Origin of the sequence: Neptunitalea lumnitzerae (assembly GCF_027924185.1) — a bacterium.
Lineage (GTDB): Bacteria > Bacteroidota > Bacteroidia > Flavobacteriales > Flavobacteriaceae > Neptunitalea > Neptunitalea lumnitzerae.
Genome location: NZ_BRVO01000003.1, coordinates 24,185 through 38,285 on the forward strand (window position 1 = coordinate 24,185; position 14,101 = coordinate 38,285).

Sequence of the window (14,101 nt, forward strand, 5' to 3'; positions counted from 1 at the left end):
AATTTTTTATTGCAATTTTTATTTATGAAGCCACATATATTTCGTTTGCCTTTCTGTATTCAGATGGACGCTTCCCCATCAGTTTCTCAAAAGTATTACTAAACGTAGGCACACTAGTATATCCAACCTTATTAGCAATCTCGGCAATGGTATACGTATGATCTACCAACAGCTCTAACGACTTAAATATGCGCAACAATGCAAAGTAACGAATAAATGGCATGCCTACCTCTTTTTTAAACAAACGATACAATGTTTTTTCTGATACCCCATACCGCTCAGACAACGCTGCCAACGTATGTGGCTCATGTACATGAGTGGTTATGTAATTAATAATTTTGTTCAACCGTTCATCTGACGCTTGTGGCAAATTCAATAATAAAGATTGTGTAGCACATTGCTCTAGCAATGCTTTAAACGCCATTACTATAACATATTTATTTTTTGTCTTTTTTATAATATCTCCCTTCCAGTCTTTGGTATGTAGCAACATCTCAAAAAGTAAATTATTCACCGGATAAATACCTTCCTTAAAAAAAAAGTTATGATCTAACGCCTTGATAGGAAAATATAAATTACGCATAATTACCTTTGGAGAACTTGGGTAAATGGCATGTGGCACATTAGGTGGTATCCACATAAAATGGCGCGCAGGCAAATAATGCGTTTTAGTTTTTGTTTTAATAAAAACCACTCCGCCTTCTGTATAAATAAATTGTCCTTTCTTATGTATATGAGATTCAATTAAGATTTCTCCCATTAAATCATGATAACAATATACACTCCCTGGAATTTTATCAACTTCTGTAAGATAATATTTCTTTTGTATGCTTTCACTCATGAAAATAAATACGATTGTCCGTTTTGAATAAGTAATTGTCTTTTTTTAATAAAATACGACTTAACATATTTTCTAATTTAGATATAAATATAAAACATATCCCTATTAAAATATACATCAAATTAACAAATTATAATTTTTTAGGGTTATAACATATTAAAACCAAACACCAAATGCATATTAAACGAATACGATATAGTGAATATCATAAGCTTATTACATCCCCTTCTGAAGCAGCCAAACTGATTAATAAAAATGACATATTAGGCGTTAGTGGATTTACCAAAGCAGGCGATAGTAAAAGTGTTTTACCAGAGATAGCGAAACGTGCGTTATCAGAAGAACTTTCGTTAACCGTGTTAAGCGGTGCTTCTTTAGGCTACAATACAGACGCCGATTTAGCTAAAAACGGAGCCTTACATAAAAGGTTACCTTTTCAAGCAGACCCTACTCTTAGAAAGGCTATAAATAACCATGAAGTACTTTATGTAGACCAACATTTGAGCTACACTGCCGAAATGTTGCAAAATATTTCTGAATACCGAATTGATGTTGCCATTATAGAGGCCGTTAGTATTACTGAAGATGGTTATATAGTACCCACAACTTCTGTAGGCAACTCTGCTAGCTTTGCGCAAAACGCTAATAAAATAATTATAGAGGTTAACACCTCTATGCCACTAGACTTTCAGGGGATGCACGATGTAAAACTACAGAAAAAGCAACCCCACAGAGAGGTAATAAACATTACCGAAGTAGATGATAGAATTGGCGAGCCATACATTAAAATAGCGCCAGATAAGGTTATTGCCGTAGTGTACACCAACGTACCCGATTGCCCTGCCGTAATAGCCGCACCTGATGATAAAACCTCAGCGATCTCTAAGCATATTCTAACGTTTTTAGAAAAAGAAGTAGAAGCTGGTAGATTAACCAACTCGTTATTACCTCTACAAGCTGGTATTGGTAAAATTGCCAATGCCGTGTTAAGCGGATTTACCAAAAGTAACTTTGACAACCTTACCATGTACTCAGAAGTACTGCAAGACAGCACCTTTGAACTGTTTGATTCTGGTAAACTAAGCTTTGCCTCTGCCTCTTCTATTACCGTAACGGAAGGATGTTTAAAAAACATGGTTCAGCATTTTGACAAGTATAAAGACAAATTAATTCTGCGACCTCAAAATATAAGTAATGCCGGAGAGGTAATACGTAGACTGGGAGTTATTGCCATTAATACCGCCATTGAGTTTGATATGTATGGCAATGTAAACTCTACCCATATTACCGGTACTAAAATGATGAATGGTATTGGAGGCTCTGGAGATTTTGCCAGAAATGCCTACCTCAGCATATTTGTATGCCCATCTATCTCAAAAGAAAATAAAATATCGCATATAGTGCCTATGGTATCTCATACAGACCATACAGAGCACGATGTAGACATATTAGTAACAGAACAAGGGCTAGCCGATATACGCGGCTTAGCGCCAAGAGAACGTGCGGAAGTAATTATAGAAAATTGTGTGCACCCATTTTACAAAAAGCAATTGTTAGATTATTTTAAAGAAGCCTCAGCTGCCGGAGGGCAAACGCCACATATCCTAGAAAAGGCGTTTAGCTGGCATACCAATTTAATTGAAAATGGTACCATGAAGTTTCCTGAATTAGTGAATCAATAATTGTACGAGCATTTTTTTTGCTAGAAAATAGTTCATTTTTAAGTAGTTAGTTTTTAATCTATTTTTTTTTCAAAAAAAGTGTTTCACTATTGAAAAATCTTTCTATATTTGCAACCGCAAAGGAGAAATGGCAGAGTGGTCGAATGCGGCGGTCTTGAAAACCGTTGAGGGTCACACCTCCGGGGGTTCGAATCCCTCTTTCTCCGCTGAGTAAGTCGGCAAACTAACCTAAGCCCTGTAGAGTCTAACTTTACAGGGTTTTTTTTGTGTTCTATATCACCAAAATTCACAACCAAAAAGTAGTCTAACTAAGCATCCCTGATAGGAAATACCCAACCAGCTGGAAAGAAGTACCCCTGAATACCAAATAGGAAGGATACATCACTTTATTCCATAAACACATTGCATAACTATGTATTTTATTATACCTTTATCATGTGAATGAGAATTTTTTACATAAATGGAAATCGCAAGTTAAAAAAGGAACACTTGCTTTTATTGCTCTAAATGTCTTGAAAGACCATGAATATTATGGTTACGAATTGATAGAGCAAATAAAAAAAAATACGCGAATTGAAATTGCAGAAGGTACACTCTACCCTTTAATGAACCGTTTAAAAAAAGAAGGGCTTGTCACATCTAAATGGGTTGAACAAACATCCGGTATTCCACGAAAATACTATACCCTAACCAATACAGGCGAAGCCACTTTATCAGAAATGAGCAACTTTTGGTTTGACCTAGAAAAATCAATAAAAAGAATATCCTAATGAAACCTATACAGTTCACCAATCAAACGGCACAAAAAATATACAGTGATTATATCACAAGAATTAAACGTACCACTCAGCCATTGGATAAAAAGGACCAAGAAGAAATTCTAATGGAACTCAACAGTCATATTTACGAAGGATTACTTCAGCTTGACCCTACAAACGAAATTGAAAATTTAGTTAATTTACTTGACAAATTAGGAGCTCCCGAAGAAGTTTTGAAGCCCTTAGTTGCTCAAAAAAAATTAGAGCAAGCAACAAAAACTTTCAATCCTAAACATATATTTAAAGCATTAGCTCTCAACCTTTCTAATGGTGTACTGTACATAGTCTTCGCATTCTTGTACTTGACATTATTTGGTTTTGTTTATTTAATTATTGCCAAAATTCTACATCCCAATCAAGTAGGTCTTTTTTTCAAAGAGGGTAAATTTCATTTATTGGGTATTAGAAATTCTCATCAAGTGAAAATTCTGGAACTTACCGAGGTATTAGGATATTGGTTTATTCCTACAATGCTATTCATAATCGTAGTTCTTTATATACTCATTACTCTTTTACTAAGAATGAAAAGAAAAAAATTTACATTATTACATAGCATAACAATGTATTATTTATAACTAAAAATTAATTTTTATGAAATCAATTTCAGCAACCATAACACTACTCTTTCTAAGTTTCCTTACGTACGGTCAGCAATCTGCTCTTCTAAATGAGCTAAAAAATAAATATGAGCCTTATTACCAAGCTACCCATATTAAAATGGGAATTTTACTAAAACAAAACGATCATTTCTTAGCTACACGGTTAAATTTCGATAATGATAGAAATACTGTTTTCAACATTGGAAGTGCGACTAAAACATTCACTGCTATACTGATTTTACAGGAAGTTGAAAGAGGTACCTTAAAATTATCTGATAGCATTGGTAAATTCTTGAGCCCAATACAAAATATATCAGGGAGTCTTTCCGTGGAGCAATTGCTAAGGCATGAAACGGGACTCGCTGAAACTGTGGGTAATCAAGAATGGGATGCATATCACATACCTACTGATAGTATTTTAAGAGCTGATGTCTTGCAAAATGTAAAACCTCAAAACAAAAAACAAATAGGTCATTTTGTATATACAAACACCAATTACATTTTACTAGGGCAAATTCTTGAAAAAATAAATGACCAAAGTTATTTTGACTTACTAAAAAACCGAATATTCACTCCCTGTGGTCTTAAGAACACCTATCCCTATGTCTCCAAAAGCATAACAAATTTAGTTCATCCCACTGATGAATTAAATGAACAAGATCAATACCAAGGAATTAACTACAAGTTTTTTGCAGATTATGCCTTTGCTGCCGGGAGTATTGCTTCAAATCTTGAAGACATGGCTTTATTTTATGAACATCTCTATAAAAAGCAAACCTTAATTAGCCAAAAAAGTTTACTTCAAATGACCAATTTTAAAAATGGCAAATATGGCTTAGGCCTTCAAAAATTAACCATCGATGAAACTGAATATTGGGGACATGGAGGAAACAACTACGGCTACGCTTTCAGAAATTTTTACAACCCACAAACTGGGGATATGATACTCTATTTTATTAATCGATTCAGAGTTCCCATGAAAAATAGTTTAAATAAAGATTTGAAAGCCATACTAAATCATCAATCAATTCCAAAATTTAGAACGTATAAAACGAAAGAATTTAAAGATTTTATTGGCGAATATGTCCTAGATGGACTTAACATAAAGTTTTCCATTTTTGAAAAAGAGAATTTCATCTATTTTCAAATGCAACACCTAAAAGTTCCATTAGTAAGTTACGAACCCAATGTATTGTTGGATGTTTCCTCAGGTATTAAGTTTATGAAATCATCAGAAAATCCAAATCAACTTATTTGGTTTCAAAATAGAAAAAAACTTATGGCCAAAAAGACTTTATTAAATATAGATTGAATGTTTCCAAACTTTAATTTTAGTTAAAATTAGAATATAGAGACTAATTAGGTGTCACAATATTCTTTTAATAGTTTCTAAGCCCCTATAAATACAAGAAAAACAAAAACTCAGAGAACCCCTCTTTCTCCGCTGAGTAAGTCGGCAAACTAACCTAAGCCCTGTAGAGTCTAACTTTACAGGTTTTTTTTGTGTTCTATATCTGCCTAAATTCACAACCAAAAAGTAGACTAACTAAGCATCCCTGATAGGAAATACCCAACCAGCTGGAAAGAAGTATAGATGCTCCATAATGATAGTAATAAACTTAACTACAACTGCAAAGTACCGGTCAGCTTTTTATCTTCTTCACTCTTACCGCCATTGGCGTTACGCTAACGGGAGCTGGTGCTGCTTTAATGGTTCAGGTATTTTATCTACCTGAATGAGTTTGTTCTATTAGATAATACCTGTGGTATTTTTTCTATTTAGTTTTCATAGATATCATCTCCTACTGTATAGTTTTTTTCAAAAAGGGTTTCTATTTTTCCATAATTATCAACCTTAACCTTTTTATTAAAAACATCTGGGGTACTTTCGTAATATGAAAAGTTTATAGCTTCAATTGTTAAATCTTTTGATACAATAACTCCTTGATATACGTACATATCGTACCTCAAATAATCTGTAACACCCAAAAAGGAATAATCAATTATTCCTTCATCAGGTTTATAGGTGAATATAAAACAAGCGGACAGTGATTTAGAATTTAACTTTGATAGGAATAGAGAAACAGAATCATTTATTTTTATCTTTTTAATAATACCACAACTACAAATACCAAAGTTTGCCTCAAACCCATTATCAAACTTATAGTTCAACGAGTCCTTATAAGATTCAAATTTTTGACATTCTTTATTATAAGGTAAATTTTCAAAGCTAAAATCTAACAAGTCTTGTTGATTAGTTAAGCCATTTGTAAATAATTGCTTGTTGTAATAAAATGGCAGTGTATCATAAGACCTCACGTTCAAAAACTCTTCAAACTCTTTTTTATTTAAATTAATATTAGTTTCTATATCTATTACAGATTCTTTAGTTTCATTAACGCTCGTTTTATTGTTTTCTTTACAAGAAACCAATATGCTAATCATTAATAAATATATATACAATCCCTTCATCTTAGATGCTATTTATAATTTGCTTTAAAGTATTATATGTAAATAGATTAATGATCAAATAACACTTCATTTTCATATCCAACATTAAATTGATATTTTTCTTTTTGATTTCCTTTTAACTCCGTTGTTTCTTGAATTACTTTAAAGGTTTTAAAATGCTTTCACTAATTTTTTTAATTCTTTCTTCATTTGATATTTTGTACCTAGACACTATTTCTATTTCATCATACTTTTCTACATTAACATCTCCTAGTTCAGCGCAATATGATAAATCGTTTACGGTTAAGCTATAATTTTTTGAAATTGAAAATGTTCTTTTCCATCCGCACTCATAATACAAGCCATCTTGAATAATCATTTTATCTACTAACACATTCTTATCATTAAATATTTGTAACTCAATAGTGCAAGTTTTATAATCTGATGCTTCACCTTCATAATAAGAAAAGAGCAACACTCTATTATTATCTATATCTGGCAAACGTAATCCAAAATAACCTTGTTTTTTAGATGGATGCCCATTATCATAATGATTCGCTTTAGTCTCATACTCCGTATTAACACTAAACATAACATCTAGTTCATTTAAATTAAATTCTTGATGACAGTTTGGTGAACAACAATACTTTTTTAATTTAATCTCACCATTTTCTATCATATCGGTATCAATAGGTAATTTACATATAGGTATCGAATCCCAGTGAATCTTAATTTGTTTAAGAGAATCTATCATTTCCTCCTTAGTAGTCAATGATTTTTTTGTTTTTTCACGATCATTACTGATTTCAATTTTTTTAACTATTGATTTCTTTTGCTTAGACTCATTACAATTTTGAAACAAAAATAGTGCTGATAAAAAAAATAAAAACTTATTCATTATTGCTCTTTAATTTAAATAAACTATAAAGGTGAAACACTAGAATACTACTGTAAATAATAAAACTCATCACGTAGTTTATTGTATTGTGTAGCGTGTAATTTTTCTTGCTATAAGGAGGGGGAAGCTCTTTTGGATAATCTATATAAGGAGGAATTTCTATAAACCAATAAATAGCAATAATTAGTATACAAATAGAAATAACAATTTGCGGTATACTTTTTAGTCTATATGGTAATAATGTATTTACACTATATAAAGAATAAACTAAAAATATAGTAAGGGTTATGAAAAGAGTAAAACTAAATATAGGTATAGAATAAAACTCTGGCAATATAGTATACTTTACTCCAGGAATTAATGTGTTAGGCACAAAAAATAAAAGTGCCAAAATAAAGACTACTTTAGAAGGTAAGTGAAATTTATCAGTAGTCTTACGAACTAAATAGCTAATTTCAGTAATGAATGATATCATCAGTATAAAAAACATAATGTAGGTCAAACTTTTCATGACTCAACTGGTATTTTTAATGTTTGAGTTTATTCTTTAACAACTGAGTAGATAGTAAAATCTTCACCTCTTTTAAAGTCACTTCAATTCATACCTGGTAAACTCTACCGAGTTTAAATCATCAACAGTAGTAAGTATATTATAGCCGTTTGGAATATAAAGCTTATTTTCAAATATGATATACGGACTTGGAACTCCTTGATTAATTTTATAAATAGTATTATTCTTTATATTTATTAATTTTTCGTGTGATACCCATGGACCTATCCATGTCTTAACAGTTTCTAATTTATATTCGTTTTCTTTCTCTTTAGGTAATTCTAACAACATTGTAGATATGTCATTCTGAACATCCGTTGGATTTCGAAGATATTGAGTAATCTCTACAGGCAAATCCGTAAATTTTACATTCTTCACTTTTAGGGTATTGATATTTTGCTCTTTACAACTGTTAAAAAGCAATACAATAAATAAAAAATTCAAATATTTCAATTTGTTCTCAAGTTTAGTTTTATCAATACTACTGTCAGTACTGGTATACAAGTTTTGAAAATTTTGTAAATCACCATAAGGTTGGTCAAAAATTAATTATAAGAAATCCATCCCAGGTATTTCTCCGCCAACGGGTCTACTACACTTAACCAAATACTAGTTTTAAGGTTGTAATAGTGGGTACCATAATAATAGTTGCTAATTATTGGCATTTCAAAAAGTAAAACTTTTAATAATTTAAATATAGTAAGAAGTTTCTTAACTTAAAACTATTACAAATAAAAAGGCTACCTCTTTAAAGAGGTAAAATCCAACATAATTTATCACTATTACCGCAACTAGTGTGATGATAACGGGAGCTGGGCTTTCAATATTCAAAAATCTTTCTATATTTGCAACCGCTAAGGAGAAATGGCAGAGTGGTCGAATGCGGCGGTCTTGAAAACCGTTGAGGGTCACACCTCCGGGGGTTCGAATCCCTCTTTCTCCGCTGAGTACTGCGTAAGCCCTGTAAAGTTTAACTTTACAGGGCTTTTTTTAACCTTTATGTTTCGGCTATTGTGCTATATTTTCAATTATTACATCTCCCCTATTCCTTATACCTAAATTATATTATTAAGATTTGACTACGTATAAAAACAAGAGAATATGTATATTTAAACACTATGAATAATCAATCTGCTCTAATGAAATTATATACATACCTTATTATCTCTTTTCTTTTTTGCAACATAGCCAAAAGTCAAATTCAAACAAATTACTTTGTAGATGATGTGAACACTGTTGACTGTGCTTTTTTCGAATTCTGCGTTAACGACAACGCTAAGATTACCGAAGTGAATCTCATCGAAAATATGTCTACTTATAAAAATAAAGAGACTCTACAACAATTAAAAGATTATCTACTAAGTCTGGAATTTCACCCTGATACTAAACTGAAAAACGCTTGTCATAATATCACCTTTACCTTTATAAACTCAAAGTATGAGCACATGCAGGTTGCAAGTAACGCCAATACTCCAGAAACCCAATTATTAAAAGGAGCATTTCGCTATAAGAATCCTTACTACCAGAAAACTGTAATTAAAAGGACAAAAAGAATTCAAAAAGAAAAATCGAAGGATGACAATCAAATTTATGATATTGAGTGGATATCAAATCGCCAATACAATTTAATTTACAAAAGAATGCCTAGTGAACGACTAAAAAAATACATAGGCGAATCTATTAAAGTAGATATTCTAGAAGTTTTTAATGATGGTAGCTATGTATTTAGAGCCACCAACGAGCACAATGATGACATTACGTTTGGAGTTATCATTAAAGTAAAATAAACCAGAAGTACCTAACCTAACAAAATAAATGATCGAACAAAAAGACCCTAGTAAAAACGTAAAACTCTATTCACAAAAATCAATTGCACTAGCCACCTTTTTAGGCGGGCCATTAGCTGCGGGTTATTTAATTAGCAAAAACTATAGCAATATTGAAGAGCCTACACATAGCAAAAATGCTCTTATTATAGGTATCTTAAGTACCCTTATCCTATTTGGAATATTACTACAATTAGATGATGCGGTTATAGATAAAATTCCTTCTGCCATCATACCTGCTATGTATACTATTATAATTTATTTCGTAGTTGAAAAATATCAAGGTACCATCCTTACTCTACACAAAGAAAATGGAAATGAGTTTTACTCTCAAGGCAAAGCTGCGCTTATAGGTATTATTTCATTACTAACTATTGTAACCGTAATATTTGGCTATTTCTTCTTAAGTACTGATGAGGAAGTATATAACCGTTATGATGCTGAATTAGCTGTTTTTTCAGAAAATGAAAATGAGACATTGGTTTTCTATGACCATTTAGATACCGAATCGAATGCTACCCTCATCTACGAATTAGAAAATTCAATCATTCCGAAGTGGAAAGAAAACATTGAGATAATTCATAAAACCAATGAATTTAAAAATCTACCCTCAGAATTAAAGGCGCAAAATGACTTACTCTTAAACTATGCAGAGCTAAGACTTGAAGCCTTTGAACTTTTTAAAAAAGCAATTAAAGAAGACTCTACTGAGTACAGCAATCAAATAGAGCAACTTCATTACCATATAGATGTAGTACTTAACAAACTAAATAACCTTTAAAAATTTGAAGCCGCTTTTACAGCGGCTTTCTTATGTGCTTCTTTATCACAATTTAACTGCCTAACCTCTCAAACCATCAACGTTTACCATACCTCACCACCTAAACCTCTGAAAGTGTGAAAACAACACATATACATCATGTATAAAAATAAAGCAGGTGTATATATTTTTAATTTTACGAAAACGTTTGAATTATATATTTTTGTATTACTAAAATCACAAAAACAAACAAATATATAATGACTAGTAACGCCACTTACGAAAAAGAACTTTCTTTTCAAGCAGACAGGAGACGTGCCACTGTTGAGTTTATTAAAGTTGTTAGCGATCTATGGTATGAAAAAGCTATAGAGCTTGTGTTCTTCAGAAATCAATTATTAGACAACAGTGTAAGTCAAATTTTAAATTTACACGAATATGCTGCAGAATTTGTAGAAAAACCAATCTCTGTTTTTGATTCGGTTGAAATTGCTAAAGCTATTTATTCATCAGACCTACCTCCTGCCAAATTAGATATTGGTAAACTTACGTATGAATATCAACTTGAAGACGAGAAGCACGGTAATGCGCGTTCTTTTGTTATTAATAAACTTAAAGACGCCAACAAAACTAAAAAAATAGTACCAAGAGACGTGGTATTATACGGCTTTGGTAGAATTGGAAGGCTTTTAGCCAGAGAGTTAATGACTAAAGTAGGTAGAGGTGGTCAATTACGTCTTAGAGCTATTGTAACTAGAGATAAAAATACTCCAGAGTCTTTAGAAAAAAGAGCAGCTTTGTTAAGAAGTGATTCGGTACACGGGCATTTCCCTGGGGTAGTTACGGTAGATCTAGAAAATGAAGCCTTAACTATTAATGGTACTACAGTGCATATGATTTCATCTCACGCACCAGAAAACATTAACTATACCGAATATGGAATAGATAATGCGCTAGTAATAGATAATACAGGAGCCTTTAGAGACAAAGAAGCACTAAGCAGACATTTAGTAGCCAAAGGTACTAGCCACGTGCTATTAACGGCACCAGGAAAAGAAATACCAAACATTGTACATGGGGTAAACCATTTAACATACAACCCTAAAGAGCAATTTATTTTTTCTGCAGCATCTTGTACCACCAATGCCATTACTCCTATTTTAAAAGCTATTGAAGATTCACTTGGGGTGGTTAAAGGTCATTTAGAAACCATACACGCCTACACTAACGACCAGAACCTGGTAGACAATATGCACGGCAAATACCGAAGAGGAAGAGCTGCGGCCATTAACATGGTTATTACAGAAACCGGCGCTGGAAAAGCCGTAGCTAAAGCACTACCTTCATTAAGTGGTAAACTTACCTCTAATGCCATTAGAGTGCCAGTTCCAAACGGATCTTTAGCCGTATTAAACTTAGAGGTAGAAAAAACCACTTCTGTAGATGATGTAAATAATATTATTAAAAAATATGCCTTAGAAGGTAATTTAGTAGAGCAAATTCAATATTCTTTGAGTAACGAATTAGTGTCCTCTGACATTGTAGGATCTTCTGCCCCTTCTATTTATGATAGCAAGGCAACCATTGTAAATAAAGATGGTAAAAATATAATTCTGTATATATGGTATGATAATGAATACGGATACTCTAACCAAGTAATACGCCTAGCCAAATATATAGCTCAAGTGAGAAGATTTACTTATTATTAAATCATATTGTTAGTATTGTTGTTGAAAATCCTGAGAACCATTTCTCAGGATTTTTTTTATATTTTTTTTATTATAATCGTATATATTTTTACGTAATTTGATTTTTAAAACTTAGATACACATGAACGATAAAATAATAGTTGGTAGCGAAGAATGGGTTAAATTACCTAAAATTAATGTTCCAGCAATTAAAGTAAGAGTAGATAGTGGTGCCAAAACATCTGCCTTACACGCGGTTAATATTGAGCCTTTCATTAAAGAGGGAGAACATTGGGTTAGGTATGATGTATACCCTGTTCAAGCTAATGGTAAAACTGTTGTTCATTGTGAATCGCCAATTGCAGACAAACGTATAATTAAAAGTTCTACAGGCACCAAAGAGAGCAGGTATGTAATTAAAACATTACTACATATTTCAGACGATGTTTGGGAGATAGAACTTACTTTAACCAACCGCGACTCTATGGGGTACCGCATGCTTTTAGGTAGAGAAGCTATGAACGGAAGAATTTTGGTTGATCCAGAAAGCAGCTTTTTGTTAGGTACCGTAGAAGATTCTGAATTGAGTCAATTATACAAGTCTAAAGACATTGAGAAAAAAGGACTTAAAATTGGATTACTAGCTAGTAATCCAGACCTATATAGCAATAAAAGAATTATTGAAGCAGGAGAACGTTTAGGGCATGAAATGATATTTTTAAACATTGCTCAATGTTACATGAAATTAGATGCTAAGACTCCTGAAATTCATTTTAGAGGAGGTAAAATTTTAAACGATCTAGATGCAGTTATTCCTAGAATAAGACCTAGTATGACATTCTATGGTTGTGCATTAACCAGACAATTTGAGGCGCTTAATATCTTTTGTTTAAACTCTGCTGCGGCTATTACCCAGTCTAGAGATAAATTATACTCGTTACAGTTACTACTTAACAACGGTATTAATATACCTACTACTGGATTTGCTAACTCACCCCTAGATACATCTGATTTAATTAAAATGGTTGGTGGCTCTCCTCTTATAGTAAAACTATTAGAAGGTACACAAGGAAAAGGAGTTGTATTAGCTGAAACTAAAAAAGCTGCTGAAAGTGTTATTAATGCTTTCAAGAGTTTAAAAGCAAACATCTTAGTACAAGAGTTTATTAAAGAAGCTAGTGGTAAAGATCTTAGATTATTTGTAATTGATGGTAAAGTAGTTGCTGCAATACAAAGAGAAGCCTTGCCTGGCGAATTTAGAGCTAATATTCACTTGGGAGGTACGGCAAGTATTATTAAACCTACTATTGACGAAAAGAAAATAGCTGTAAAAGCTGCCAAAGCAATGGGGCTAAAAGTTGCAGGGGTAGATATTATAAGATCTTCTAAAGGACCCTTATTATTAGAAGTTAACTCTTCTCCTGGTTTAGAGGGTATTGAAACTGCTACAGAAAAAGATGTAGCTTCTTTAATGATTAATGCGATAGAAAAAAGTTTAAAATGGTCTAAGAAATAAATCACAAACTTGTAAGTTTAATCACCCAAATTTTACACACAAATTTAATTCAACATGCTATCAACTATTAGTGATTTAGAAGTACAATTCACCTATAATTTAGATGAAGTGGTACTATATATATATGATTATTTTGTTCTTTCGGTTGTTAAAGAAGGTGTAATGATAGATAAGAATTTATGCCTGAGAGCTATGAATATATTTACGGATCACTTTGGTGAAGATAAACCTTTTGCATATATAACATTAAGAGAAAACTCTTATTCTGTAGATCCTACTGTATATTTTACATTACGAAATCAAAAAAATTTAAAAGCATTTGCTGTTATTTCTAAAAAAGAAATAGATTTCTTCAATTTTAAAATTGAAAAGTTCTTTTTTAAACAACCAAACATGAAGATTTTCTACGATAAGAAAAGTGCTTTTATGTGGGTTAATAATATCTTAGGAGTAAACAACTCCTAAGATATTG

General features: G+C 32.1%; 13 protein-coding genes and 2 tRNA genes. 11 read left to right on the top strand and 4 right to left on the bottom strand.

What is annotated here, in order from left to right; genetic code table 11:
- Nucleotides 1-22 precede the first annotated feature (22 nt).
- Entirely contained in the window at nucleotides 23-841 is an 819-nt protein-coding gene (locus Y10_RS12420) for a helix-turn-helix domain-containing protein (protein ID WP_281765731.1), read from the bottom strand.
- A gap of 173 nt (nucleotides 842-1,014) precedes the next feature.
- Here Y10_RS12420 and Y10_RS12425 point away from each other — a divergent pair, with 173 nt between their 5' ends.
- The 5 genes from Y10_RS12425 to Y10_RS12445 all read left to right on the top strand — a co-directional run bounded on the left by Y10_RS12425 (nucleotide 1,015) and on the right by Y10_RS12445 (nucleotide 5,252).
- On the top strand, nucleotides 1,015-2,523 hold the full coding sequence (locus Y10_RS12425; RefSeq protein ID WP_281765732.1) for a succinate CoA transferase: 1,509 nt from the start codon (nucleotides 1,015-1,017) through the stop codon (nucleotides 2,521-2,523).
- 121 nt (nucleotides 2,524-2,644) lie between these two features.
- Nucleotides 2,645-2,729: transfer RNA gene (locus Y10_RS12430), tRNA-Ser, on the top strand.
- A 231-nt stretch (nucleotides 2,730-2,960) separates the two neighbouring features.
- Complete coding sequence (locus Y10_RS12435; RefSeq protein WP_281765733.1) at nucleotides 2,961-3,293, top strand: PadR family transcriptional regulator; 333 nt, start codon at nucleotides 2,961-2,963, stop codon at nucleotides 3,291-3,293.
- Nucleotides 3,293-3,916: an HAAS signaling domain-containing protein gene (locus Y10_RS12440; RefSeq protein WP_281765734.1), complete on the top strand. Its 624-nt coding sequence runs from the start codon at nucleotides 3,293-3,295 to the stop codon at nucleotides 3,914-3,916. The genes Y10_RS12435 and Y10_RS12440 overlap by 1 nt, the downstream gene beginning before the upstream one ends.
- Before the next feature lie 16 nt (nucleotides 3,917-3,932).
- Nucleotides 3,933-5,252: a serine hydrolase domain-containing protein gene (locus Y10_RS12445; RefSeq protein WP_281765735.1), complete on the top strand. Its 1,320-nt coding sequence runs from the start codon at nucleotides 3,933-3,935 to the stop codon at nucleotides 5,250-5,252.
- A gap of 467 nt (nucleotides 5,253-5,719) precedes the next feature.
- On the opposite strand, the gene Y10_RS12450 is transcribed toward Y10_RS12445, so the two are convergent.
- The 3 genes from Y10_RS12450 to Y10_RS12460 form a co-directional block, all read right to left on the bottom strand.
- Entirely contained in the window at nucleotides 5,720-6,412 is a 693-nt protein-coding gene (locus Y10_RS12450; protein ID WP_281765736.1) for a hypothetical protein, read from the bottom strand.
- 136 nt (nucleotides 6,413-6,548) lie between these two features.
- Complete coding sequence (locus tag Y10_RS12455; protein WP_281765737.1) at nucleotides 6,549-7,163, bottom strand: hypothetical protein; 615 nt, start codon at nucleotides 7,161-7,163, stop codon at nucleotides 6,549-6,551.
- Nucleotides 7,164-7,878: 715 nt separating this feature from the next.
- Nucleotides 7,879-8,292, bottom strand: coding sequence for a hypothetical protein (locus tag Y10_RS12460; protein WP_281765738.1), 414 nt, complete (start codon nucleotides 8,290-8,292; stop codon nucleotides 7,879-7,881).
- A 405-nt stretch (nucleotides 8,293-8,697) separates the two neighbouring features.
- Between Y10_RS12460 and Y10_RS12465 the strand changes: the two genes are divergently transcribed.
- The 6 genes from Y10_RS12465 (at nucleotide 8,698) to Y10_RS12490 (ending at nucleotide 14,094) form a co-directional block, all read left to right on the top strand.
- Nucleotides 8,698-8,782, top strand: a tRNA-Ser gene (locus Y10_RS12465).
- A gap of 196 nt (nucleotides 8,783-8,978) precedes the next feature.
- A complete protein-coding gene (locus Y10_RS12470) occupies nucleotides 8,979-9,626 on the top strand; it encodes a hypothetical protein (RefSeq protein WP_281765739.1) in 648 nt (215 codons plus the stop codon).
- Nucleotides 9,627-9,654: 28 nt separating this feature from the next.
- The gene (locus Y10_RS12475) at nucleotides 9,655-10,446 is read left to right on the top strand and encodes a coiled-coil domain-containing protein (protein WP_281765740.1); all 792 of its coding nucleotides are present in this window, start codon (nucleotides 9,655-9,657) and stop codon (nucleotides 10,444-10,446) included.
- A gap of 239 nt (nucleotides 10,447-10,685) precedes the next feature.
- Nucleotides 10,686-12,134: a glyceraldehyde-3-phosphate dehydrogenase gene (locus Y10_RS12480; protein ID WP_281765741.1), complete on the top strand. Its 1,449-nt coding sequence runs from the start codon at nucleotides 10,686-10,688 to the stop codon at nucleotides 12,132-12,134.
- 121 nt (nucleotides 12,135-12,255) lie between these two features.
- Nucleotides 12,256-13,629 carry a 30S ribosomal protein S6--L-glutamate ligase gene (gene rimK / locus Y10_RS12485; protein ID WP_281765742.1) on the top strand — a complete coding sequence of 458 codons (1,374 nt, stop codon included), beginning with the start codon at nucleotides 12,256-12,258 and terminating at the stop codon, nucleotides 13,627-13,629.
- 54 nt (nucleotides 13,630-13,683) lie between these two features.
- Nucleotides 13,684-14,094, top strand: a complete 411-nt coding sequence (locus Y10_RS12490; protein WP_281765743.1) for an STAS/SEC14 domain-containing protein — start codon at nucleotides 13,684-13,686, stop codon at nucleotides 14,092-14,094.
- Nucleotides 14,095-14,101: the final 7 nt, after the last annotated feature.